Raw genomic sequence first — 25,704 nt, forward strand, 5'->3', positions numbered from 1 at the left:
ATGCACCTGCTCAGGACCCAGCCCGGCGGTTTCGTGTCGGATGACAATATCGCCGACCTTGGCCAAACCCCCGCCGAGCTGGTGATCCTGTGCAGCGGCGATTCCAGCCTGGCGCTGCTCGCCGAAGCCGCGCAGCAGTTGCCCGAGGATTACCCGAGCCTGCGTCTGGCCAACCCGATGCAGGTGCAGAATCACGCGTCGGTCGATCTGTACGTCGACGAGGTGTTACGCCACGCCAAGGTGATTTTGATCTCGCTGCACGGCGGCATCGCTTATTGGCGCTACGGCGTCGAGCGGCTGGTCGAGCTGTCGGAGCGCGGCGTGCAGGTGATTCTGGTACCGGGCGATGATCGCCCCGACCCGGAGCTCAGTGACCTGAGCACCGTGCCCGCCGAAGATCGCGACCGCCTCTGGCAGTTCCTGCGTCAGGGTGGCCTGGGCAATGCACTGGATTTCTTTCATTGCCTGGCCAACCGCTGGCTCGCCCGTGATTACCTGTGGGGCGAGCCGCAAGCCTTGCCGCGTACGGCGATTTATCACCCGGACAAAACCAGCGCCGCACTGGCTGACTGGCAAGCCGACTGGCTGGCGGAATGCCCGGTGGCGGCGGTGTTGTTTTATCGCTCGCATTTGCAGGCGGCCAATACCGCGTTCATCGACGTGTTCTGCCAGCGCTTGCAGGCGGCGGGGCTCAATCCGCTGCCGATCGCCGTCGCCAGTCTGAAAGAGCCGGGCTGCCTGAGCGTGGTCGAGGATTGGCTGGATGAAGTCGAGGCAGGGGTCATTCTCAATACCACCGGTTTCGCCCAGTCCAGCCCGGAAGCCCCGCACCTGCGGCCGTTTCGCCGCAACATTGCGGTGATTCAGGCCATCTGCGCCCAAGACAACGAGCCCGGCTGGCGCGACAGCGAGCAGGGGCTGGGCCCGCGCGATCTGGCGATGCACATTGCCTTGCCGGAACTCGACGGACGCATCATCAGTCGGCCGATCAGCTTCAAGGATCTGGCCTGGCGCAGCGAGCGCAGCCAGTCCGATGTGGTCTGTTACCGTGCGCAGCCCGAACGCATGGATTTCGTCGCTGAACTGGCGCGGCGCTGGATCGACCTCGCGCGGGTGCCGAATGCCGGTAAGCGCATCGCACTGGTTCTCGCCAATTACCCGACCCGTGACGGCCGCATCGGCAACGGTGTCGGTCTCGACACGCCGGCGGCGACGCTGAACATCCTGCGTGCGTTGCAGGCTGAGGGATATCCGGTCGCGGCAGAGCTGCCGGGCAGCGGCACCGAGTTGATTCAGCAATTGCTCGGTGGCGTCAGCAACGATCTCGAGACGATTGATCTGCGCCCGTGCCAGCAAAGTCTGGCGATGGATGATTACCTGGCCCAGTTCAACGCACTGCCCGAGGCCAATCGCACGGCCGTGACCGAGCGCTGGGGCGCGCCGCAAAACGATCCGATGTGCCGCGACGCACGCATGATGATCGCCGGCCTGCGCTTCGGTCTGACTTTTGTCGGCATTCAACCGGCGCGCGGCTATCAGGTCGATCCGAGCGCGGTGTATCACGACCCGGATCTGGTGCCGCCCCACGGCTATCTGGCGTTCTATTTCTGGTTGCGCAAGACCTACGGCGCCCACGCGGTGATCCACGTCGGCAAGCACGGTAACCTCGAATGGCTGCCGGGCAAGGGCGTCGGCCTCTCGGAAAACTGCTGGCCGGACGCACTGCTCGGGCCGCTGCCGAACATCTATCCGTTTATCGTCAACGATCCGGGCGAGGGCGCCCAGGCCAAACGGCGCACGCAAGCGGTGATCATCGACCACCTGATGCCGCCGCTGACCCGCGCCGAAACCTACGGCCCGCTGCGTAATCTGGAGCTGCTGGCCGACGAGTATTACGAAGCGCAACTGCTCGATCCGCGCCGCGCCCGGGAGCTACAGCGCGACATTCTGCAACTGGTGCGCGATACGCAGATCGACCGCGAACTGCAACTCGATACCGCGCTGGACAGCGATGCCGACGCAGCGATCTGGTTGCCGCGCCTCGATACGTATCTGTGTGATCTGAAGGAATCGCAGATCCGCGACGGTCTGCACATTTTTGGCGAATCGCCGACCGGGCGTTTGCGGAACGATACGTTGCTCGCGCTGCTACGGATTCCACGAGGCGACGGCAAAGGCGCGCAATCAAGCCTGTTGCGAGCACTCGCCAAAGCGTTCGAACTCGGATTCGATCCACTCGATTGTGTGCTGGCCGATCCATGGACAGGCCCGCGTCCCGAGGCGCTGCAATCGCAAATCGACGAAGTCTGGCGCACTGCCGGCGACACCCGCGAACGCCTCGAACTGTTTGCTTCGGACCTGATCTCCCAAACACTACAAATCCCTTGTAGGAGTGAGCCTGTTCGCGATGGCGGTGTGTCAGCCAACATTGAGTCCACTGACACACTGCTATCGCGAATAGGCTCACGCCTGCAAGGACCGCGTTGGGCGGAGGTCAGTGCAATCATCGACCATCTGCGCGAAGTCGTCGCGCCACGCCTCGATGCCTGCGGCCCGGCAGAAATGCGCGGCCTGCTCGACGCCCTCAGCGGTCGCTTCGTCCCCGCTGGCCCCAGCGGCGCACCCAGCCGTGGTCGTCTCGACGTGTTGCCCACCGGACGCAACTTCTATTCGGTGGACGTGCGCAACCTGCCCACCACCACCGCGTGGCGTATCGGTTTCCAGTCGGCCACATTGATTCTCGAGCGGCACCTGCAGGATCACGGTGATCACCTGCGTCAGCTCGGCCTGTCGGTGTGGGGCACCGCGACCATGCGCACCGGCGGTGATGACATTGCTCAGGCCATGGCCCTGATGGGCGTGCGTCCGGTGTGGGCCACCGGCAGTCAACGGGTGGATGATTTCGAGATTCTGCCGCTGAGCCTGCTCGATCGTCCGCGAGTCGATGTGACGCTGCGGGTATCGGGTTTCTTCCGCGATGCCTTTGCCAACCTGATCCGCCTGTTCGACGCCGCCGTGCAAGCCGTGGCGGCGCTGGACGAACCGGACGATCTCAATCCGCTGGCCGCCAGGGTGCGTGCCGAACGCGAAGCCTTGCTGCAATCGGGCCTCGACGAAGACACGGCGCGGCGTCAGGCCGGATGGCGGATTTTCGGCGCCAAACCCGGTGCCTACGGGGCCGGTGTGCAAGGCGCGATTGATGGCCGTCTGTGGCAAACCCGCGAGGATCTCGCCGAGGTCTACTTGAATTGGGGCGCCTACGCCTATGGCGGTGCCGACGAAGGCACCGCCGCCCGCGAGCAATTCGTCCAGCGCCTGAGTCAGGTGCAGGCAGTGTTGCAGAATCAAGACAATCGCGAGCACGACCTGCTCGATTCCAACGATTATTACCAGTTCCAGGGTGGCATGCTCGCGGCGGTGGAAACCTTGCGTGGCGAAGCGGCGGTCAGTTACCACGGTGATCACAGTCAGCCGGACTTGCCAAAGATTCGTACCCTGAAAGAAGAGCTGAACCGGGTGATCCGCTCGCGTGCGGCGAATCCGAAGTGGATCGACGGGGTCAAGCGCCACGGCTATAAAGGCGCGTTTGAACTGGCGGCGACGGTCGATAACCTGTTCGCGTTCGACGCCACCACGCAATTGATTGATGATCACCAGTACGCATTGCTGGCCGATGCCTACCTGCTGGACCCGGCCACCCGGGATTTTGTTCGCGAGCATAACCCGCATGCGTTGCGCGACATGACCGAGCGGATGCTGGAAGCGCAGCAGCGCGGGATGTGGCAGGAGCCTGGGGCTTATAAAGAAGCGCTGGAGAATCTGCTGCTGGATATTGAGGAAGATATGTAACCGGCCAAAAGCTACCCTCAGCCCAGTCCTCTCCCGGAGGGAGAGGGAGCCGATTTGCGTTGCTGTCGAAGTCTGAGTTCGGCCCGACGTATCAGGTCGACGGAATTCGAAAAAACACCTGGGTCAGTTCCCTCTCCCCCTGGGAGAGGGCCAGGGTGAGGGCCTCCCCACTGACACACCACAACACCAAAGACCACGACAGAGAAACCCAAATGACCGACACCCCCCATTTTCCGCTCTCCGCCGTGGTCGGCGCCGATGACCTGAAACTCGCCCTGTGCCTGACCGCCATCGACCCGAAAATCGGCGGGGTGCTGATCGAAGGCCCGCGCGGCATGGCCAAATCCACCTTGGCGCGCGGTCTGGCAGATCTGCTTGCCAGCGGCCAGTTCGTCACCTTGCCGCTGGGCGCTACCGAAGAACGTCTGGTCGGCACCCTCGACCTTGACGCGGCCCTGAGCGAGGGTCGTGCGCAGTTTTCGCCCGGTGTGCTGGCTAAGGCGGATGGCGGCGTGCTCTACGTCGATGAGGTCAACCTGCTGCCGGATCATCTGGTCGACCTGCTGCTCGACGTCGCGGCCAGCGGCACCAACCTGATCGAGCGCGATGGCATCTCCCATCGGCATTCGGCGAAATTCGTACTGATCGGCACCATGAACCCCGAAGAGGGCGAACTGCGTCCACAATTGCTTGACCGCTTTGGTTTGAACGTTGCCCTCAGCGGCCACACGGCACCGACCGAGCGCGGGCAGATCATTCGTCGGCGTCTGGATTTCGACAGCGATCCCCACGGGTTCTGTGCGCAGTGGGAAGCCGAACAACAACACCTGCGTGAACGCTGCGAAAACGCTCGAAGCCGCTTGAGCGAGATTCCGCTGGACGACGCTGCGCTGGCGCACATCACCGAGCGCTGTTTCGCTGCCGGTGTCGACGGTCTGCGCGCCGATCTGGTCTGGCTGCGTGCGGCCCGCGCCCATGCGGCCTGGCGTGGCGCGACGGCAATTGCCGTGCAAGACATCGACGCCGTTGCTGAATTTGCCCTGCGCCATCGGCGTCGCGAGCCCTCATCGTCCAGCCCTCAACAACCCGCGCAACCGCCGGCGCATTCTGCCGCCGACCTGAGTGAAGGGCAGGGCCAGTGGGGTGACATGCCGGCTCCGGCACTGGCCACTGGTGCCCGCCGCGAAGTGCCGAGCTGGCCAAAAAAGTAACCGGCATTCGTCCCCGATCCGACGCGGGGGCGAATGCCAGACCCCGCGCCGGACAACTCGACCACGGACGCCAGGGCAAGCGCCACGCCGCACGCAGTGGCCTGGTGAACTGGCCGGGCACGCTGCTCAACGGCCGGCCGCAGGCACGGGAAGATCTGCAGTTCCAGTTGCGCACTCGCTGCGCCCATGAACTGTGGCTGGTGATCGTCGATGCCTCGGCCTCGACGCGTCGGCATCAGGCCTTGAGCGATGCCAAGGGCTTGCTCGCGCAACTGTTCGATGATGCCTATCGACAGCGCGCGCGTCTGGCGTTGCTGACCGCCAGTGGCAGCGCGCCGACCTGGCAGGTGCAGGGCCTGAAGGCATCGAGTGGCCTGCGATCCTGGCTGGAGGCGCTGGGCGCGGGCGGCGGGACACCGTTGCTGGCCGCACTGATGCAGGCGCAGCAGTGGCTGGTGCAGCGCAAAAAGCGTTTTGCTGCCGAGCAGCAGCGATTGCTGGTGGTGACGGACGGGCGCTTGAAAGCCTTGCCACCGATACCGTCGCTGGAGTGTCCGGGCTTGTTGATCGACATTGAACGTGGGCCGATTCGCTTGGGCCGGTCCAGGCAGTTGGCAGCGGCGCTGGAACTGGATTATCGGCATATCGACGATGTGTGATGCCTGGGTGGGGCTCTTCGCGAGCAAGCCCGCTCACACGGAATTTGTGTCGAACAGTGAGAAAACTCTGGGAACGGGCTTGCCCGCGAAGGCATCGCCTCGGTCTCAAATCTGCCTCACAAACCCCGCATCGCTGCTCTATGCTGCACCTCAGCCCCAATCACAAGGAGTGAATCATGCGGGTATTGGTCGCCAATCCTCAGGACGATTTTCGCGTCAAAGCCTACGCGGGCACCAACGGCGTCCTGCTCGCGATGGACCTGGCCGAGCCACGGCGCAAAGGCCTGCTCGGCTTCGCCATCGAAAAGCAGCAGGGCGACAAGCCCTGGCTATTCCTGTTCAACAGCCTGACGTTTCCCGGCAAGGCTCACACCTTTGCGCAATATCACGCCACGCCCAGCGATAAAGCGCCCCTGCAGAAATTCCGCTGGGCCGATTACGCGGTCAATCCGGGCACGACGATGCACTATCGGGTGCATCTGGCTTACGGTACGGCGGACGCGCCACAACTGGGCGAAGCGCTGGAGTTGAGCATCACCAGCGATGACGGCCACCCGGCCAGCCAGAGCGTGATCTTCAACCGCGCCGTAGCCGCCAGTCAGGCCTTTCAGCGCAAGTTTCCCGATCTGGATGCGCAGATCAGCGCCAATAGGAACCTGCCGATCGAAGCGTGGCCCGACGCGGCGCGTCTGTGGCTGGAGAACGGCCTGCTGGAGCGATTGCTCGGGTACATCGAGCGCGCAGTGGACGCCCGCTGGGCGCTGGATATCGCGATCTACGAGTATCAGTTGCAGGCGATAGTCGAAGCGGTGAATGCGGCGTTCGCCCGAGGCGTTCAAGTGCGCGTGCTGTATCACGCCCGCGCGGACGACCCCGATACGACCCTAAACGAAACCAGCCTCGCGCAGTTGCCGGCGTCGAGCAAGCGCGGCCGGGTCACTCACGATATCTTTCATGACAAGTTCATTGTCCTCAGTCGTGTCGATGATGCCGGGCAGCGTCATCCGCAAGCCGTGCTGTGTGGCAGCACCAACTTCACTGCCAATGGCGTGTATCGCCAGGCCAACGTGGTACACACGCTTGACGACGTGACGATTGCCACACGGTATCTGCAAACTTTCGAAGAGGTCTGGGCGAACCCCGCCAATGTCGGCGCAACACGCACCTGGATCACTGAGCACAACCCGATGGACCCTGCGCAGCCGCTGTTCGCCGGGTTCTCGCCACGCAGCGGCGGTGCCGATCTGCGTGAGTTTGTCGATATCATCGGGGCGGCCAAAAAGGATGTGCTGTTCGTTACGGCGTTTACCTTGCCGGAAGCGATTCTCAATGCACTGCTCGGCAAGCCCCATGACGACATCCTCCGTTACGGCCTGCAAAACACCGCCAGCAGCATCACCGGATTTCATGCCGACCGTACCGCCGAATTCGCCGCCACAGCCTTGCTCAACACCGGCCTGGAAGGCTGGCTGAAGGAAAACATGAAAGGCCAGAAAGGCAACCTGCTGGTGCACACCAAAGCGGTGGTCACCGATTTCACGACGGATGCACCGACCATCATCAGCGGTAGCCATAACTTCAGCGCTTCGGCGAGTAACGGCAATGACGAGAACTTTCTGATCATTCGCGGCGACACTGACCTGGCCGACCGCTACGGCCTGGAACTGCTGCGGTTCTACGAGCATTACCGGTTTCGTTATTTCGCGAAAAAACTGGAGCTGAAGCAGGTGAGTCCGTTGGCGGTGGATGACCGTTGGACCAACGATTATTACGTGGAGGGGGATTTGCGGCAGTTGTCGCGGTTGCGTTTTGCCGGACGCTGATGCGTTGTTCGTTAGACCCTCATCGCCAGCAGGCTGTCTCCGACAGTGGTCCGTGTTATTCGCACGATTCCTTGCAGGAGCCAGCCTGCTGGCGATGAGGGCCGCGAGAACAATGCATCTCCCCGGCTGATACAGATTTTGAAATGATTTTGCGCTGTAGGAATTGTCGCCAGAGCCTGTACGCTCCAAGGCCATTTTTCATTCAGGATTTGCATGAACACCCTCTCGGAGCCTCCCAGTCGTACCTTCTCCTCGCGCCGTGGCGCGGTCTTGACGCACTCGCAGCATCCGGTTTTCCGACTCCCGACTATTGTTGACAACGCGGCTGCAGAGCCTTCGCGTTGCGCTTTGCCGTGTCCGGCAGCCTGAATTCACTGAAGAGAGATCGAGACATTTTATGGAATGGTTAGCGGATCCCACGGCCTGGTTAGGCTTGTTGACTCTGATCGTGCTGGAACTGGTACTGGGTATCGACAACCTGGTGTTCATCGCAATTCTTGCGGACAAGTTGCCGCCGCATCAGCGTGACCGCGCGCGGATCATCGGTTTGTCCCTGGCGCTGATCATGCGTCTGGGCCTGCTGGCGAGTATTTCCTGGTTGGTGACCCTGACGCAGCCTTTGTTCGAAGTGTTCGGCAAGAGCTTCTCCGGCCGTGACCTGATCATGTTGTTCGGCGGCGTGTTCCTGTTGTTCAAGGCGACGATGGAGTTGCATGAACGGCTGGAAGGGCATATCGGCGAGCGCTCGACCAACACGGCGTATGCGTTGTTCTGGCCTATCGTCGCGCAGATCGTGGTGCTGGATGCGGTGTTCTCGCTGGATGCGGTGATTACAGCCGTGGGCATGGTCGATGAACTGGCCGTGATGATGATTGCGGTGATCATTTCGATCGGCCTGATGATCGTCGCGAGCAAGTCGCTGACACGCTTCGTCAACGCCCACCCGACGGTGATCATGCTGTGTCTGGGCTTCCTGATGATGATCGGCTTTGCCCTGACCGCTGAGGGTCTGGGTTTCCACATCCCGAAAGGTTACTTGTACGCCGCTATTGGTTTCTCGATCTTGATCGAGGTGTTCAACCAGGTTGCCCGCGCCCGGCGCAAGCGTTCGATGCAGGGCCTGCGCCCCATGCGTGAGCGCACGGCACACGCGGTGATGCGCTTGCTCGGCGGGCGCAAGCTGGCGGTCGAGGAGGTCGGCGAAGAGATTTCCGACCTGCTGGATAACGGTGATGTGCCAAGCGCGGAGCTGTTCGACCGTCGCGAACGGGTGATGATCAGCGGCGTCTTGCAACTGGCCGAGCGGCCGATCCGTGGCTTGATGACCGTGCGTGCCGACGTCGACACCATTGACCTTGCCGATGACGCTGAGGCGATTCGTACAAAGTTGATGCATTCGTCCTATTCGCGCCTGCCGTTGATTCGCAACGGTGCGGTGGATGAACCGCTGGGCTTCGTGCACAAGAAGGAACTGCTCAAGGAGTACCTGGCCGGCAACGAGCCGAACCTGGAACATCTGGTGCGCAAGTCCATCAACCTGCTCGACAGTTATTCGATCCTCAATGCGCTGGAACAAATGCGCGCGGCTTCGACCCACATCGCCTTTGTGGTCAACGAGTTCGGCGACTTTGTCGGTGTGCTGACCATGACCGACATCCTTGAGTCGATTGCCGGCGAGTTGCCTGATGCCAGCGAAGTCGAGGGACCGGACGTGATCGAAGAGCGGGGCGGGTTTGTGGTCAGCGGTGCGTTGAATCTGGCGCGCGTGCGCCAGCTCACTGGTTTCTGCGCTGCGCCTACCGAGGATTACCAGACACTGGCGGGGTTGGTGATGAGCCTGCTGGATCGGTTGCCGATCATTGGTGATCGACTGGAATACGAAGCCTGGCAAATGACCGTGGAAGCGGTTGAAGAGCGGCGGGTGACGCGGGTGTTGCTGACGCGTCACCCGATCTGAACCATCGTTGTAAGCGCAGGAGCTGCCGCAGCCCGTGGCAGCTCCTGCACCGATTGACGGTATGTGTGAAATCCGCTGCATCACACCGCCCCTGTGCGAGCGGGTTCGCCTGCGAAAGCGATTCGTCCGACGCAACAACGCTGCAGGATGAAATACCCAGCGCTCCAGCCTTCCATCGATAACGCTTCACGGCACCTTCAGGAAAAGTTCCACCGTGGTGCACGCGTGATCGTGCGCAGTGTGCGCAGCGTCTGGCGCAACCAGGCCAGGTCATGCGGGCGTTTGCGCGCAGGGGCAGGAGCCTTGATCTTGCCGATGTGCTGGGCGAAGTCCTGTGCCAGCGTTTCTTCGGTGCCGATGCCTTTGAGCCGCTTCAGCAGTTTGCCGTCCTTGTAGAACAGCACTGTAGGCGTGCCGGTAACCAGTGGATGGCGCGGCGATTGACTGGTGTTGAGCATGTAAATGTTTGCCCGGAGCCGATACGGCTCGGCTACCTCACGAAACACCGGCCCGGCCCACTCGCAGGCGGGGCAGTGTTCATTGGCGAAATACAGAATCACCGGGCGCCAGGTTTTCAGGGCTTTGCGGTAAGTGGGTGGTAGTTCGGCGAAAGGGAAGTTCACACTCATGACGGTCTCCTTGTCGGGTGCTGCGTGTTCTGTCGACCGTAAGCCAGACTGACCCGTCCGGCTACTGTCAGAGCTGACAGGTGCACATTGTGTTTTTTTGTGCAGGCTGCCCCGAAATGTGGCCCGAATACCCTCTATGTGTGGCCAACGGTAGCGTGTCCTCATGACCCCGCGCGTAACACTGCACCGGGCCTTATCTGCATCCCTTTGATTTTGCAGATCTTTCAAACCATTACAGATTCCCCGCCGATCCTGTGGCACACTTTCTGCTGTCTATTCCGTAGTAACAAACCGAGTTCCGGTATAGCGGAATAAACAACCTCTGGAGTGCTTGCCATGCATCGCCGACCTTCCTTGTTCAAAGCGTGTGTTTTTGTTCTCGCGGCTTCGTCCGCTGTCATGGGTATGGCCCAGGCAGCCGACAGCAAGCTCGACAGTGTGCTGGCCCGTGGAAAACTGATTGTCGGTACTGGCAGCACGAATGCGCCGTGGCACTTTCAAGGTGCAGACGGCAAGTTGCAGGGCTTTGATATCGACATCGCCCGGATTGTGGCCAAGGGGCTGTTCAATGATCCGGGCAAGGTCGAATTCGTGGTGCAGTCGTCGGATGCGCGGATTCCCAATCTGCTGACCGACAAGGTCGACATGAGCTGCCAGTTCATCACCGTGACCGCCAGCCGCGCTCAACAGGTGGCGTTCACCCTGCCGTACTACCGCGAGGGTGTCGGCCTGCTGCTGCCGGCCAACAGCAAGTACAAGGAAATCGAAGACCTGCAGGCCGCCGGTGACAGCGTCACCGTGGCCGTGTTGCAAAACGTCTATGCCGAAGAACTGGTGCATCAGGCGCTGCCCAAAGCCAAGGTCGATCAGTACGACAGCGTTGACCTGATGTATCAGGCGGTGAACTCCGGTCGCGCCGACGCGGCCGCCACCGACCAGTCTTCGGTCAAATACCTGATGGTGCAGAACCCGGGTCGCTACCGCAGCCCGACCTACGCCTGGAGCCCGCAGACTTACGCATGCGCAGTGAAGCGCGGCGATCAGGACTGGCTGAACTTCGTCAACACGGCGTTGCATGAAGCCATGACCGGTGTCGAATTCCCGACTTACGCGGCGTCGTTCAAGCAATGGTTCGGTGTCGATCTACCGTCGCCGGCCATCGGTTTCCCCGTCGAATTCAAATGATCCCGTGAGAGCGGGGCGCCTGCATCGCCCCGCTCAAGGTACTGCTGACCATGAACTATCAGTTGAACTTTGCCGCCGTGTGGCGCGATTTCGACACCTTGCTGGCGGGGCTCGGTCTGGGCCTTGAACTGGCTCTGGTGTCGATCGCCATCGGCTGCGTGATCGGCCTGCTGATGGCGTTTGCCTTGCTGTCGAAGCATCGCGCCTTGCGGGTACTGGCCTCGGTGTACGTCACGGTGGTGCGTAACACGCCGATTCTGGTGTTGATTCTGTTGATCTACTTTGCACTGCCGAGCCTGGGCATCCGTCTGGACAAGATCCCGTCGTTCATCATCACCCTGTCGCTGTATGCCGGGGCGTACCTGACCGAAGTGTTCCGTGGCGGTTTGCTAAGCATTCCCAAAGGGCAGCGCGAAGCGGGGCTGGCCATCGGTCTCGGTGAATGGCAGGTCAAGGCTTACGTGACGGTGCCGGTGATGCTGCGCAACGTCTTGCCGGCGCTGTCGAACAACTTCATCTCGCTGTTCAAGGACACCTCGCTGGCCGCTGCGATTGCAGTGCCGGAACTGACCTATTACGCGCGCAAGATCAATGTCGAAAGCTACCGGGTGATCGAAACCTGGCTGGTGACCACGGCGTTGTATGTCGCGGCCTGTTACCTCATTGCCATGCTGCTGCGTTACCTCGAGCAGCGTCTGGCGATTCGCCGATAGGAGGCCGCGATGTACGAATCCCCGAGTTGGTTGCATGAGTTGTGGGTAGCGCGCGAGCCGTTGTGGCAAGGCTTCTTGACCAGTGTGCAGGTGTCGGCACTGGCGATTCTGCTCGGCACGATGGTCGGTGTGGTTGCCGGTCTGGTGCTGACCTACGGCAAATTCTGGATGCGCGCGCCGTTTCGTTTTTACGTCGACCTGATTCGCGGCACGCCGGTGTTTGTGCTGGTGCTGGCGTGCTTCTACATGGCGCCGGCACTGGGCTGGCAGATCAGCGCGTTTCAGGCCGGCGCCCTGGGCCTGACGCTGTTCTGCGGCTCGCACGTGGCCGAGATCGTTCGTGGCGCGTTGCAAGCGTTGCCCCGTGGGCAGATGGAAGCGAGCAAGGCGATCGGCCTGACGTTCTACCAATCCCTCGGCTACGTGCTGTTGCCTCAGGCGCTGCGGCAGATCCTGCCGACCTGGGTCAACTCGTCCACCGAAATCGTCAAGGCCTCGACCTTGCTCTCGGTGATCGGCGTGGCCGAATTGTTGCTCAGTACTCAACAGATCATCGCCCGGAACTTCATGACCCTGGAGTTCTACCTGTTCGCCGGTTTTCTGTTCTTCGTCATCAACTACGGCATCGAATTACTCGGCCGGTACATTGAAAAGCGGGTGGCCCTGCCATGACTCAAGCTCAAGTTTCCTCACAGAATCAGGCGTTGCTGGACATTCGCGGCCTGCACAAACAATACGGTGCGGTGGAAGTGCTCAAGGGTGTCGATCTGAGCATGCAGCGCGGCAACGTCGTGACGTTGATCGGTTCCAGCGGATCGGGCAAGACCACACTGTTGCGTTGCGTGAACATGCTCGAAGAGTTCCAGGGCGGGCAGATCCTGCTTGACGGCGAATCCATCGGCTACGACGAGGTCAACGGCAAACGCGTGCGGCATGCCGAGAAAGTCATCGCCCGCCATCGCGCAATGACTGGCATGGCGTTCCAGCAATTCAACCTGTTCCCGCATTTGACGGCGTTGCAGAACGTCACCCTGGGTCTGCTCAAGGTGAAGAAAATGCACAAGGACGAAGCCGTGGTGCTCGCCGAAAAATGGCTGGAACGCGTCGGCCTGCTGGAGCGGCGCAATCACTTTCCCGGGCAGTTGTCCGGCGGTCAGCAACAGCGCGTGGCGATTGCCCGGGCGATCGCGATGAACCCGAGCCTGATGCTGTTCGACGAAGTCACCTCGGCGCTGGACCCGGAGTTGGTCGGCGAAGTGCTGAACGTGATCAAGGGCCTGGCCGAAGACGGCATGACCATGTTGCTGGTAACCCACGAAATGCGTTTCGCCTTCGAGGTCTCGGACAAGATCGTGTTCATGAATCAGGGGCGGATCGAAGAGCAGGGGCCTCCCAAGGAACTGTTCGAACGCCCGCAATCGCCGCGTCTGGCTGAGTTTCTCAAAAGCACGCGGTTTTAATCTGTTGTTTTGTAATCAGGAGAAATACCCATGAGCATTACGCGTTACGGCACCGGCAGCACCGCCGCCGGCGGTCAGCCACGTCCCTTCGCTCGCGCTGTTGAGGCGGATGGCTGGCTGCATGTGTCCGGCCAGGTGCCGGCGGTGGATGGCGAGATCATCGTTGGTGGCATCGTCGAGCAGACCCACCAGACCATGAAGAACCTGATCGCGATTCTCGAAGAGGCCGGTTATGGCCTCGAAGACGTGGTGCGTGCCGGCGTGTGGCTGGACGATCCACGAGATTTCAGCAGTTTCAACAAGGTCTTCGGCGAGTACTTCAAACCTGAGCACGCCCCGGCGCGAGCCTGTGTGCAGGCGAGCATGATGGTCGATTGCAAGGTCGAGATCGACTGTATCGCTTACAAGAAGAAGGCCTGAACCGAGGTGACCCTATCGCGAGCAGGCTCACTCCTACCGTTGGAATACGTTGTCGTGTAGGAGCGAGCCTGCTCGCGAAAGCGATCTAACCGTCGACAGCGCACTCTCGGTAAACTCCCGGCACTTTCATTGGGAATTGAAGACATGACCGAAGACACCATCAAACGCCGGGCCCGTGGTCTGGACCGGGCGTTCGATATCCTCGATTTCCTCAAGGAAATCGGCCAGCCGCTGCGTCCGAACGACATCGCCAACGGCATCGGCAGCCCGAAATCCACGGTCTACGAACTGGTGGCGTCACTGCTGGAGCGACGGATTCTGGAGCCGGTGGGCAAGGACGGTCACGTTTATCTCGGCCGGCAGTTGTATTTTCTCGGGCAGGCGCACCTGCGTCATTTCGACCTCAGCCGCGAGGCCGATCACGCCTTGCAGGAGATCGTCAGCCAGACCCGGGAAACCGCGCAGATGTGCTTGCTTAACGGGCGCAAATACACGGTGGCGCTGATGAAGGAGGGCGAGCGGCATTTCCGCATTTCTTCCGATATCGGTGAAAACGCGCCGATCCCGTGGACCGCGTCCGGGCGCCTGCTGCTCGCCCATTTGAGCGACCAACAGATCATCGACTTGATCGACGAAGACGATTTCATCCTGCCCGACGGCGAGCGTCTGCCGCTGGAACGTTTTCTGGCGGAAATCCGTCAGGCCGGCCTCGATGGCTTCTTCTCTTTCGACAGCGTCGCCGACACCTTTACCCATTGCTTCGCCGCCCCGGTCAAAGACGCCAACGGCGTGGCCATTTGCACCCTGTGCATCGTCGCCCCTCGGGCCGATGCGAAGAACAATTACAACGACTATCGCCGGGTGTTGATCGAGAGCGCCAACAGCCTCGCCCGGCGAATCAACGAATAAGCGCGGCTGCCTGCGGCCGCGACAGTGAGGAGTTCGACCATGACGACTGCCATCAATTCTGCTGTGGAAAAGGGCGATGCCGCGATCGGCGCGCATCTGGTGCGTGACGTCAGCCTGCCGGCCCTGGTGCTGCACCGCGGGGCGCTGGAGCACAACATTCGCTGGATGCAGACATTCGTCAGCGACAGCGGGGCGCAGCTGGCGCCCCACGGCAAGACCAGCATGACTCCAGCGCTGTTCAAGCGACAGCTTGACGCGGGTGCCTGGGGCATCACCCTGGCCAGTGCGACCCAGACCCGCGCGGCTTATGCCCACGGCGTACGTCGGGTGTTGATGGCCAATCAGTTGGTCGGTACGCCGAACATGGCGCTGATCGCCGATCTGCTGGCCGATCCGACGTTCGATTTCTACTGCATGGTCGATCACCCGGACAACGTCGCCGATCTCGGCGCCTACTTCGCCTCGCGCGGGGTGAAGCTGAACGTGATGATCGAGTACGGCGTGGTCGGCGGTCGTTGCGGTTGCCGCAGTGAGGCGCAAGTTATCGCGCTGGCCAAGGCGATTAACGCCCAACCGGCGCTGGCCCTGACCGGCATCGAAGGTTACGAAGGCGTGATTCACGGCGACCACGCGGTCAGCGGCATTCGCCAATTCGCCGCGTCGCTGGTGCGCCTGGCGGTGCAACTGCAGGACAGCGGCGCATTCGCCATTCCCAAGCCGGTCATCACCGCGTCGGGTTCGGCCTGGTACGACCTGATCGCCGAATCGTTCGAAGCGCAGAACGCAAGCGGACGCTTTCTCAGCGTGCTGCGTCCGGGCAGTTACGTGGCCCATGACCACGGCATCTACAAAGAGGCGCAGTGCTGCGTGCTCGACCGTCGCAGTGACTTGCACGAGGGTTTGCGTCCGGCGCTGGAGGTCTGGGCGCATGTGCAGTCGTTGCCGGAGCCAGGGTTCGCAGTGATTGCCCTGGGCAAGCGCGACGTGGCGTTCGATGCCGGTTTGCCGGTGCCGTTGCTGCGTTACAAGGCCGGCATTGTGCCGGCGGTGGGCGATGACGTGGGCGCGTGCAAGGTCACGGCAGTGATGGACCAACACGCGTTCATGAGTGTGGCGCCGGGGGTTGAGCTGCGGGTGGGGGACATTATTTCCTTTGGTACCTCGCACCCGTGCCTGACGTTCGACAAGTGGCGGGTGGGGTTGCTGGTGGATGAGCAGTTGGCGGTGGTTGAGAGCATGGAGACTTGCTTCTAGGGCTTGAGACCGAGTTGCGGCCAATCGCAGGCAAACCAGCTCCCACAGGGATCTCATGGACTGTGAAGATCATGTGGGCGCTGGCTTGCCAGCGATGAGGCCGGATCAAACACCACCGAATCAGCAGAGACACACCCGATGACCACCCTCAGCCCTCTGGGCCCGAACCTACCGCGCATCGCGCTGATCGGCGAATGCATGATCGAACTGCAACAGCGCGCCGACGGCAGCCTGCAGCAAAGCTTCGGCGGCGACACGCTTAACACGGCGGTTTACCTGTCCCGCGCCCTTGGCGATAAAGCGCAAGTCGATTACGTCACCGCGCTGGGCGATGACAGCTTCAGCGACGCGATGTGTGAAATCTGGAGCAGCGAAGGCATTGGCCTCGACCTGGTGCAACGTCTGCCCGGGCGTCTGCCGGGCCTCTACTGCATCCAGACCGACGCCAACGGCGAACGCCGCTTTCTTTACTGGCGCAACGAAGCGGCCGTTCGCGACTGTTTCACCACTCCGGCGGCCGAGCCGATTCTAGCGGCGCTGGCCGATTACGACGTGTTGTATTTCAGCGGTATCACCCTCGCTGTGCTTGGTGCGCTGGGCCGGGAAAAGCTGATCCAGACGCTGATCGAGGCCCGCCAGCGGGATGCACGCATCGTGTTCGACAACAACTACCGGCCGCGTTTGTGGGCCTCAGTCGAAGAGGCGCGTTCGGCGTATCGCAGCGTGTTGCCCTACGTTGATCTGGCGTTGCTGACAGTGGATGACGAGCAGGCGCTGTTCGGATTTGCCGACTGCGATGCGGTGTTCGCGGCTTACGCGCAGTTCGATACGCCGGAAGTGGTGCTCAAGCGCGGTGCCGACGCATGCCTGATTCGCTGCGATGGCGAAGCGTTCGAGGTGCCGGCGCAGACCGTCGAGAAAGTCGTCGACACCACGGCGGCCGGGGATTCGTTCAGTGCGGCGTATCTGGCCAGTCGATTGCAGGGCGGGAGTCCGGCGGAGGCTGCCGAAGCCGGGCATCTGCTGGCAAGTCGGGTGATTCAGGTGCCAGGAGCACTGATCCCGAAATAGATTTGAATGGCCGCTTGCGGCGCAATCGGTTCGCGAGCAGGCTCGCTCCCACAGGGGATTGCATTCTCAACGTGGGAGCGAGCCTGCTCGCGAAAGGGCCCTGAAGCCAACCCGTCAATCGCGGTAAAACACCTGCACCAAGTGATAGCCGAACTTGCTCTTGATCGGCCCGTGCACGGTACGCAACGGCTTTTTGAAGATCACCGCGTCAATCGCGCCAACCATCTGTCCCGGACGGACTTCACCCAGATCGCCACCGCGCTTGCCGGACGGGCAGGTCGAAAATTTCTTGGCCAGCACATCGAACGCTTCGCCCTTGGCGATGCGTTGTTTGAGCTGTTCGGCCTCTTCGGCGGTTTTCACCAGAATGTGGCGGGCTTGGGCTTTCATCGTGCGATACCTGATAACGGGGTGACGGCGGGGCGCGGATTATGCCTCAAGTCACCGGGTTTGACTGATCATCGTGCGGATCTTGCTCGCCAGCAGCTCAATGGCAAACGGTTTGGCGACCATGTCCATGCCGTCCTCGAGAAAACCCTGACGTTCGGCGGCTTTCTGCGCGTAACCGGTCATGAACAACACTTTCAGGCCCGGACGATGCTGGCGGGCGACTTCCGCCAACTGACGGCCGTTCATGCCGGGCAGGCCGACATCCGTCACCAGCAGGTCCACCCGCAGGTCCGATTCCAGCAGGGGCAGCGCGGATTTCGCGTCCTCGGCTTCGAATGCGCGGTAACCCAGTTCCTTGAGTAGATCGAGCACCAGCATGCGCACGGCGGGATCGTCTTCGACGACGACCACGGTTTCTCCGCTCGGCAGGTGGGCGGGCGGCTCGGCCGGGTTGGCTGGCGGGTGTTCCGGCTCCAGTGCATACAGACGGGGCAAATACAGCCGTACACAGGTGCCCTGTCCGGGCAGGCTGTCGAGACTGACATGGCCGCCCGACTGCTGGGCGAAGCCATAAATCATCGACAGTCCCAACCCAGTGCCCTGACCGATGGGTTTGGTGGTGAAAAACGGGTCGAACGCTTTGGACCGCACGGAGGGCGTCATGCCCGTCCCGTTATCGCTGACCGCCAGCATCAGGTAATCGCCGGCCTTCACTGGTTCCAGCGTGGTGATGTCGCTGCCGTCGAGGTAGACGTTGACTGTTTCGATCAGCAGTTCGCCGCCCTCGGGCATGGCATCACGCGCATTGATCACCAGATTGAGCAGGGCATTTTCCAACTGGCTCACATCCGTGCTCACCGGCCACAGGTCGTCGGCCAGCTGCAGTTTGAGCTCGATCTGATCACCTTTGGTGCGGCGGATCAGGTCTTCCAGCGAATGGATCAGTTCGTTGACGTTCAGCTGTTTGCGGTCCAGCGACTGGCGCCGCGAAAACGCCAGCAGACGATGGGTCAGCGCCGCCGCCCGATTGGCCGAGGACACGGCCGCTTCGGTAAACCGGCCGATCTCGTTGGCGCGGCCGTCGGCAATATAGCGCTGCATCAGATCGAGGCTGCCGATGATGCCGGTGAGCATGTTGTTGAAGTCGTGGGCGATGCCGCCGGTGAGCTGGCCGACCGCTTCCATCTTCTGCGCATGGCGCAAGGCATCTTCGGCCCGCTCGCGCTCGAACATCTCGTTCTGCAAGCGCTGGTTGGCCTGGGCCAGTTGTTCGGTACGGGCGCTGACGCGCTCTTCGAGGGTTTCGTTGAGGTTGCGCAGCGCTTCTTCGGTTTTCTTGCGTTCGGTTTCGTCGATCACAAAGATGTAGAAACCGTTGACCGCACCGTCGGCCCCGTGTCGCGGCAGGTAATTCATCAACGCGTGACGGATGCTGCCATCGCGGTGAGGGGTGTACAGGCTGAATGAACAAGGCCTGCCCGCCAGCGCTTCGGCGATGTACGGCGCGCGCAGAAAATAGGCTTCTTCGCCGATCACTTCGCGGATGGTGCGCCCGTAGAGCTCCTGCGGGGTCAGGCCGTACCAGTCGAGATAGGCGGCGTTGTTGAGGCGGAAACGCTCCTCATGGTCGACGTAGCTGATGAGGATCGGCATGGCGTTGATGATCAGCTGCAGTTCGGTCTGGCTCTGGCGCAGCGCCTGTTCGGTGTGTTTGCGCTCGGTCAGGTCCAGCGCCGCGCCGAGAAAGCGCACCGGCCGGCCATGGTGATCCTTGTAGCAGCGGCCACGGGCAAACACCCAGCGTATGTCGCCGTCGCCTTGCAGCAGACGATATTCCTCGGCGTACTCGGTGCCGTGGGTGATGCAGTGCTTGATGCTGCGCGCGATCAGGGCGCGGTCTTCCGGGTGCACACCCTGCAAATAGTCGCTGATCGGCAACTGGCTCGCCTGCGCCGGATCGACCCCGTGCAACTGCGCGAAATGAGCGTCGGCGATGAAGCGGTCTTCGCCGATATCCCAATCCCAGGTGCCGACGGCATCGGTGGCTGCCAGGGCCAGTTGCAGGCGCTCTTCGGTTTGCTGTTGCGCCTTGAGGCTGTCTTCGGAGCGCTGTTGCAGTTCCAGCGCGATGCGTCGGCGCTCATTGGTTTCGATGGCCGTGACCAGGATCCCCGCCACTTGCGCGGTTTCGTCGCGAATCGGGCTGTAGGTCAAATCCAGCCAGAAGTCGGAATCCTTGCCGTCACGTTGCAGGGTAAAGCGTCGTTCGCTATAGGTCCGCACCTGACCTTGCAGGACGGCGCGGTAAATCGGGTCGGTAAAGTCGCGAAGTTCTGGCCATATCAGGTGCGCCGGTTGTCCGAAAGCGTGCGGATGCTTGCTGCCGGCCAGCATGGCGAAGCCGTTGTTATAGATCTGGGTGAGCTGCGGCCCCCACAGCAGCAACATCGGCATTGGCGAGTGCAGCACGATGTCCACCGCGGTGCGCAGGCTCTGCGGCCATTGACCAGCGTCGCCCAGTGCGCTGTTACTCCAGTCAGTGCGGGTGATCAGCGCCTGCGCATCGTCGTTGCCGGGTACAGCGTTCATTGCGTTAGTCCTGGGCGTCATTCGGTAAGGCGGCGTCTACTATCCTTCGAGAGGGTAGACGCTCAATGCACCGCTGCGTCACGACAGCGGGCCATGTCTGAATATTGAATGCTTCGTCGGTGAATTTGACCATGGAAATCGATGCACTGTTAACACGCTTGGCCAGCCAGCATGGCTCGGACCTGTTCCTGTCGACCGGAGCGCCACCCAGCGCGCGCTTTCAAGGCGTATTGACGCCGTTGGCCGAGCAGCCGTTCAAGCCGGGTGAAGTCGCGGTCATCGCCAATTCCCTGATGGACGCCGAACAGCGCCGGGAGTTCGACCGGGATCTGGAAATGAACCTGGCCATCTCGCGCACCGGCATCGGCCGCTTTCGGGTCAATCTGTTCAAGCAACGCAATGACGTGTCGATCGTGATCCGCAACGTCAAACTGGACATTCCGCGCTTTGAAGACCTCAAGTTGCCCCGCGTGCTGCTAGAAACCGTGATGCTCAAACAAGGCCTGATTCTGTTTGTCGGCGCCACCGATTCGGGCAAATCGACCTCGCTGGCGGCGCTGATCGATCATCGCAATCGCCATAGCAGTGGCCACATCATCACGATTGAAGACCCGATCGAGTACATCCACCGGCATCGGCTGTCGATCATCAACCAGCGTGAAGTCGGTGTCGACACCCGCAGCTTTCACGCGGCTTTGAAAAACACTCTGCGCCAGGCACCGGATGTGGTGCTGATCGGCGAAATCCGCGACCGCGAGACCATGGAGCACGCGCTGGCGTTCGCCGAAACCGGTCATCTGGTTTTATCGACGCTGCACGCCAACAACGCCAATCAGGCGCTCGACCGGATCATCAACCTGTTTGCCGAGGAGCGTCGGCCACAGTTGCTGCATGCACTGGGCAACAACCTTAAAGCCTTTGTTTCCCAGCGCCTGGTGCGCACGCTCGAGGGGCAGCGGCGGGCAGCCGTGGAAGTGATGCTGGGCACGCCGACCATCGGGGACCTGATCCGGCGTAATGAGTTGGGTGAGCTCAAAGGCATCATGGAAAAGTCCACCGAACTGGGCATGCAGACGTTCGACGGGGCGTTGCACGGCCTGGTGGTGGAGGGTGCGATCAGTGAGGAGGAGGCACTCAAACATGCCGATTCGGTGAACAATCTGCGCCTGCGCTTGAAGTTGCAGGGCGATGTCACACCGGCCCCACCCACGACGGGGGAGTGGGGCCTGATGGACTGAACGGTTCAGCCTCTGGGTTCAAGTCTCGAGTTCAGCGCGATTGCGAAACTGTTCCAGCGCTTCGGGATTGGCCAGGGCGTCGGTGTTCTTGACCGTCTCGCCGTGGATCACTTTGCGCACAGCCAGCTCCACCACTTTGCCGCTGATGGTGCGCGGAATGTCGGTCACGCTGAGGATTTTCGCCGGCACATGCCGAGGCGTGGTGTTGGCGCGGATCACCTGGCGGATCTGCGCTTGCAGGGCTTCATCCAGTTCAACCGCGTCCTGCAAACGCACAAACAGCACCACCCGTACGTCATCCTGCCATTGCTGGCCGACGGCGACGCTGTCGAGCACTTGCGGGACTTTCTCCACCTGGCGATAAATCTCCGCCGTGCCAATGCGCACACCGCCGGGGTTGAGTACGGCGTCCGAGCGGCCATGGATCATCATCGCGCCGTGCGGCAGCTGTTCGGCGTAATCGCCCTGGGCCCAAACGCCGGGAAACAGGCTGAAATAGGATTTCCGCAGTTTTGTTCCGTCCGGGTCATTCCATAGGCCAATTGGCATTGCCGGGAAATGCCGGGTACAGACCAGCTCACCTTTCTCGCCAATCACGGGCTGGCCGGCGTCATTCCAGACCTCGACCGCCATGCCCAGGCTCTTGCCCATGATTTCGCCGCGGCGCACGGCTGACAACGGATTGCCGTTGACGAAGCACGAGACGATGTCCGTACCGCCGGACATCGAGGCCAGGCACACGTCGGCCTTGAAGTCTCGATACACGAAGTCGTAACTTTGCGGCGACAGCGCCGAACCGGTGCAGAGCAGGGTTTTCAGGCTACCCAGATCATGACTGGCGCGCGGTTTGACGCCGCTGCTCTCCAGGGTAGCGAGGTATTTCGGGCTGGTGCCGAACACGCTGATGCGCTCGTCGTCGATCAAATCCAGCAAACGCTCGGGGGCGGGGTGGAACGGCGATCCGTCATACAGCACCACCGCGCTGCCGACGGCCAGCGCCGACACCAGCCAGTTCCACATCATCCAGCCGCACGTGGTGTAGTAGAACAACCGGTCGCCGGGCCCGAGATCGCAATGCAGGCCGTGTTCCTTGACGTGCTGCAACAGTACGCCGCCGGTGCTGTGCACGATGCATTTCGGGACACCGGTGGTGCCACTGGAATACAGCACGTAGAGCGGATGGTTAAAGGGCACCGGAATAAAATCCGGCTCGCCACCGGGCTCGTAAAAGTCATTCCACAGGCTGACCTCGGCGCGGGTCCGGTAATCCTCGATGCGTGCGTGCGGGTGCGCGTAGGGCACGATGATCAACTGCTTGAGCGAGGGCAGTTGCAGGAGAATCTCATTGAGCTTGCCGGTCTGCTCGATCGTCTTGCCGGCGTAACGATAACCGCCGCAGGTGATCAGCACCTTCGGTTCGATCTGGCCGAACCGGTCGATCACCCCGTGGGTGCCGAAGTCTGGCGAAGAACATGACCAGATCGCACCGAGGCTGGTGGTCGCCAGCATCGCCACGAGGGTTTGCCAGGTATTGGGCATGCACGCCGCAACCCTATCACCGAGGCCGACGCCGGCCGCCTGCAGACTGGCCTGAAAACCACTGACATGCTCGGCCAGTTGCGCCCAGGTCAGTTGTTCGCGCTGGCCGTGCTCTGCCACGGCCACCACGGCGACGGCATCGTCGCGGCGGCGCAGCAGGTGCTCGGCGAAGTTCAGGGTGGCACCGGGAAACCATTCGGCGCTGGGCATTTGCCGGCCTTCATGTAAAACCGCATCAGGCTGGGTGTGGAAACGAACATCGAAGAAGTCGACGATGGCCTGCCAGAAGTCGGCACGCTGCTCGATGCTCCACTGGTGCAGGGCAGGGTAGTCGTCGAGGTGCAGGTGGTGACGCTGATTGAGTGCCCGCCGGAATCTATCCATGCGGGACTCGGCGATACGCTTGGCATCGGCTTGCCAGAGGATGTCGGACATTGTTTGCCTCTTTTTATCGGGTTCATACACGCAGTTGTGACCGTGGGTAACCTGTGGCCAGGAAGCAAGCGCCCTGGCCACATCGTTCTGTGGAGGTTATTGCGCCAACCACCCACCATCAATATTCCACGCCGCCCCGCGCACCTGGCTACCGGCCTCACTGCACAAAAACAACACCAGCTCGCCCAGATGCTGCGGCGTGACGAACTCCAGCGACGGTTGCTTCTCGGCCAGCAAATCATGCTGCGCCTGCTGCGGATCGACGCCTTTGACCGCACGGTCGTCGATCTGCTTCTGCACCAGCGGCGTCAACACCCAGCCCGGGCAGATCGCGTTACAGGTGACGTTGCTGGTCGCGGTTTCCAGGCCGACCACTTTGGTCAGGCCGATCACCCCGTGCTTGGCGGCGACGTAAGCCGCCTTGCCGGTCGAACCGACCTGACCGTGCACGGAGGCAATATTGATGATCCGTCCCCATCCTTTGGCGCGCATGCCCGGCAGGCTCAGGCGGGTGCTGTGGAACACCGAAGACAGGTTGATCGCAATGATCGAATCCCAGCGTTCCACCGGAAACTCCTCGACCGCCGCCACATGCTGGATTCCGGCGTTATTGACCAGAATGTCGACGCCACCGAATTCGCGTTCGGCATAGGCGATCATGTCGGCAATCTGTGCCGGGTCACTGACGTCAGCGGGGTGATGGCCGACCTTGGCGCCAAACTGGCCGACTTCGGCGATCACCGTCGAGGCATCACCGAAACCGTTGAGAATCAGATTGGCGCCGGCTTTGGCCAGGCTCAGCGCGATGCCCAGGCCAATGCCGCTGGTGGAACCGGTTACCAGTGCGGTCTTGCCGGAAAGAGTCGTCATGAATACCTCACACAATGCCAGTGGCGTAGAAAGTACCGATCACTACGAAAACCGCCAGGGTCTTGATCAGCGTAATACAGAAAATGTCTTTATAGGCTTCGCGGTGAGTCAGGCCGGTCACCGCCAGCAAGGTGATGACGGCACCGTTGTGCGGCAGCGTGTCCATGCCGCCACTGGCCATGGCGGCCACGCGGTGCAGCACTTCCAGCGGAATATTCGCCGCATGGGCCGCGGCGATGAATTGCTCGGACATCGCCGCCAGGGCAATGCTCATCCCACCCGACGCCGAACCGGTGATGCCCGCCAGCAGCGTGACGGTGATCGCCTCGTTGACCAGCGGATTGGGGATTTGCTTGAGCCAGTCGGCCAGCACCAGAAACCCCGGCAGCGAGGCGATCACCGCGCCAAAACCGTACTCGGAAGCGGTGTTCATCGCTGCCAGCAGCGCACCGCTGACCGCGCTTTTGCTGCCCTCGGCCAGTTTGCTGCGAATGGCTTTGAAGCCGAACGCCAGCACCATGAGGATGCCGACCAGCAACGCCGCCTGTACCGCCCAGATCGCCGTCAGTTTGGCGATTTCGGTGGTCACTGGCGTGGCCATGCCCGGCAGCGCGAGGCTGTGGGTCTTGCCGTACCACTGGGGAATCCACTGAGTGAACAACAGATTCATGATGCCCACCGCCAGCAGCGGCGACAGCGCGATCCACGGGTTCGGCAGTTTGAGGTCTTCGGCAGTTTCTGGCTCATTGCGCAGCTCGGTGCCATAGCCTTCGCCGGCGCGCTGGGCCTTGTTGCGCTGACGCTGGAGGAACAGCATGCCGGCGCAGAACACGAAAATCGTGCCAATCACGCCCAGCCACGGCGCCGCCCACGCAGTGGTGTTGAAGAAGGTGCTGGGGATGATGTTCTGGATCTGCGGGGTGCCGGGCAGGGCGTCCATGGTGAACGAAAACGCACCGAGGGCGATGGTCGCCGGGATCAGCCGTTTGGGAATGTTGCTCTGGCGGAACATCTCGGCGGCAAACGGATACACCGCAAACACCACCACGAACAGCGACACACCGCCGTAGGTGAGCAGGGCGCAGACCAGCACGATCACCAGCATGGCCTGGCGGGTGCCCAGCAGACGAATCGCCGCGGCGACAATCGAGCGCGAAAAGCCCGACAGTTCGATCAGCTTGCCGAACACGGCACCGAGCAGGAAGACCGGGAAGTAGAGTTTGATGAACCCGACCATTTTCTCCATGAACACCCCGGTGAATGCAGGGGCGACGGCAGAAGGGTCGGTGAGCAGGACAGCGCCGAGGGCGGCGATCGGAGCAAACAGGATAACGCTGTAGCCACGGTAGGCGGCTAGCATCAGCAGCGCGAGGGCGGCCAAGGCAATGATCACACTCATGGTGTGTCTCTCCAGAATTGTTATTTTTGTGGGTAAAACCGGTGTGGGAGAGGTATTAGCGAGATTTGTGCCACATGCACAAGTCTTTGAAATTTAAGGGTTTT

The 25,704-nt window shown here is 61.6% G+C and carries 20 protein-coding genes; 14 read left to right on the forward strand and 6 right to left on the reverse strand.

Annotated features, from left to right (window positions below):
• The 5 genes from cobN (at position 1) to HV782_RS13440 (ending at position 9,499) form a co-directional block, all read left to right on the forward strand.
• Positions 1-3,849, forward strand: coding sequence for a cobaltochelatase subunit CobN (gene cobN / locus HV782_RS13420; protein ID WP_186745801.1), 3,849 nt, complete (start codon positions 1-3; stop codon positions 3,847-3,849).
• 212 nt (positions 3,850-4,061) lie between these two features.
• Positions 4,062-5,060 (forward strand): magnesium chelatase ATPase subunit I, encoded by a 999-nt coding sequence (locus HV782_RS13425; protein WP_186745798.1) that lies wholly within the window; start codon positions 4,062-4,064, stop codon positions 5,058-5,060.
• A complete protein-coding gene (locus HV782_RS13430; RefSeq protein WP_189655828.1) occupies positions 5,045-5,719 on the forward strand; it encodes a vWA domain-containing protein in 675 nt (224 codons plus the stop codon). The genes HV782_RS13425 and HV782_RS13430 overlap by 16 nt, the downstream gene beginning before the upstream one ends.
• A 176-nt stretch (positions 5,720-5,895) precedes the next feature.
• Entirely contained in the window at positions 5,896-7,542 is a 1,647-nt protein-coding gene (locus tag HV782_RS13435; RefSeq protein ID WP_186745796.1) for a phospholipase D-like domain-containing protein, read from the forward strand.
• Between the two features lie 397 nt (positions 7,543-7,939).
• Entirely contained in the window at positions 7,940-9,499 is a 1,560-nt protein-coding gene (locus HV782_RS13440) for a TerC family protein (RefSeq protein WP_186745794.1), read from the forward strand.
• Between the two features lie 197 nt (positions 9,500-9,696).
• Here HV782_RS13440 and HV782_RS13445 read toward each other — a convergent pair whose 3' ends face one another.
• Complete coding sequence (locus tag HV782_RS13445; protein ID WP_186745792.1) at positions 9,697-10,128, reverse strand: thioredoxin family protein; 432 nt, start codon at positions 10,126-10,128, stop codon at positions 9,697-9,699.
• A 336-nt stretch (positions 10,129-10,464) separates the two neighbouring features.
• On the opposite strand from HV782_RS13445, the gene HV782_RS13450 reads away from it, so the two are divergent.
• The 8 genes from HV782_RS13450 (at position 10,465) to HV782_RS13485 (ending at position 17,140) form a co-directional block, all read left to right on the forward strand.
• Positions 10,465-11,313 (forward strand): transporter substrate-binding protein, encoded by an 849-nt coding sequence (locus HV782_RS13450; RefSeq protein WP_123468226.1) that lies wholly within the window; start codon positions 10,465-10,467, stop codon positions 11,311-11,313.
• Positions 11,314-11,363: 50 nt separating this feature from the next.
• Positions 11,364-12,026 carry an amino acid ABC transporter permease gene (locus tag HV782_RS13455; protein WP_003225455.1) on the forward strand — a complete coding sequence of 221 codons (663 nt, stop codon included), beginning with the start codon at positions 11,364-11,366 and terminating at the stop codon, positions 12,024-12,026.
• 9 nt (positions 12,027-12,035) lie between these two features.
• The gene (locus tag HV782_RS13460) at positions 12,036-12,698 is read left to right on the forward strand and encodes an amino acid ABC transporter permease (protein WP_123468229.1); all 663 of its coding nucleotides are present in this window, start codon (positions 12,036-12,038) and stop codon (positions 12,696-12,698) included.
• Positions 12,695-13,486, forward strand: coding sequence for an amino acid ABC transporter ATP-binding protein (locus tag HV782_RS13465; RefSeq protein ID WP_123468231.1), 792 nt, complete (start codon positions 12,695-12,697; stop codon positions 13,484-13,486). Before HV782_RS13460 ends, HV782_RS13465 begins: the two co-directional genes overlap by 4 nt.
• A gap of 30 nt (positions 13,487-13,516) precedes the next feature.
• Complete coding sequence (locus HV782_RS13470) at positions 13,517-13,906, forward strand: RidA family protein (RefSeq protein WP_007912330.1); 390 nt, start codon at positions 13,517-13,519, stop codon at positions 13,904-13,906.
• A gap of 144 nt (positions 13,907-14,050) precedes the next feature.
• Complete coding sequence (locus HV782_RS13475; protein WP_123468235.1) at positions 14,051-14,815, forward strand: IclR family transcriptional regulator; 765 nt, start codon at positions 14,051-14,053, stop codon at positions 14,813-14,815.
• 39 nt (positions 14,816-14,854) lie between these two features.
• Complete coding sequence (locus HV782_RS13480) at positions 14,855-16,069, forward strand: amino acid deaminase (RefSeq protein ID WP_186745790.1); 1,215 nt, start codon at positions 14,855-14,857, stop codon at positions 16,067-16,069.
• 138 nt (positions 16,070-16,207) lie between these two features.
• Positions 16,208-17,140: a sugar kinase gene (locus HV782_RS13485; RefSeq protein WP_186745788.1), complete on the forward strand. Its 933-nt coding sequence runs from the start codon at positions 16,208-16,210 to the stop codon at positions 17,138-17,140.
• Between the two features lie 114 nt (positions 17,141-17,254).
• Here HV782_RS13485 and HV782_RS13490 read toward each other — a convergent pair whose 3' ends face one another.
• Together HV782_RS13490 and HV782_RS13495 are read right to left on the reverse strand one after the other, a co-directional pair.
• Positions 17,255-17,530 (reverse strand): peptidylprolyl isomerase, encoded by a 276-nt coding sequence (locus HV782_RS13490; protein WP_007912322.1) that lies wholly within the window; start codon positions 17,528-17,530, stop codon positions 17,255-17,257.
• 51 nt (positions 17,531-17,581) lie between these two features.
• Positions 17,582-20,119, reverse strand: a complete 2,538-nt coding sequence (locus tag HV782_RS13495) for a PAS domain-containing hybrid sensor histidine kinase/response regulator (RefSeq protein ID WP_186745785.1) — start codon at positions 20,117-20,119, stop codon at positions 17,582-17,584.
• A gap of 131 nt (positions 20,120-20,250) precedes the next feature.
• On the opposite strand from HV782_RS13495, the gene HV782_RS13500 reads away from it, so the two are divergent.
• Positions 20,251-21,357, forward strand: a complete 1,107-nt coding sequence (locus tag HV782_RS13500; protein ID WP_128614074.1) for a PilT/PilU family type 4a pilus ATPase — start codon at positions 20,251-20,253, stop codon at positions 21,355-21,357.
• An 18-nt stretch (positions 21,358-21,375) separates the two neighbouring features.
• Here HV782_RS13500 and HV782_RS13505 read toward each other — a convergent pair whose 3' ends face one another.
• From HV782_RS13505 to HV782_RS13515, 3 genes are all read right to left on the reverse strand, one after another.
• Positions 21,376-23,331 carry an acetoacetate--CoA ligase gene (locus HV782_RS13505; RefSeq protein ID WP_186745783.1) on the reverse strand — a complete coding sequence of 652 codons (1,956 nt, stop codon included), beginning with the start codon at positions 23,329-23,331 and terminating at the stop codon, positions 21,376-21,378.
• A 96-nt stretch (positions 23,332-23,427) separates the two neighbouring features.
• Positions 23,428-24,201 carry a 3-hydroxybutyrate dehydrogenase gene (hbdH, locus tag HV782_RS13510; protein ID WP_128615737.1) on the reverse strand — a complete coding sequence of 258 codons (774 nt, stop codon included), beginning with the start codon at positions 24,199-24,201 and terminating at the stop codon, positions 23,428-23,430.
• 7 nt (positions 24,202-24,208) lie between these two features.
• The gene (locus tag HV782_RS13515) at positions 24,209-25,600 is read right to left on the reverse strand and encodes a GntP family permease (protein WP_123468250.1); all 1,392 of its coding nucleotides are present in this window, start codon (positions 25,598-25,600) and stop codon (positions 24,209-24,211) included.
• Positions 25,601-25,704 lie beyond the last annotated feature (104 nt).

It is taken from the genome of Pseudomonas monsensis (assembly GCF_014268495.2).
Lineage (GTDB): Bacteria > Pseudomonadota > Gammaproteobacteria > Pseudomonadales > Pseudomonadaceae > Aquipseudomonas > Aquipseudomonas monsensis.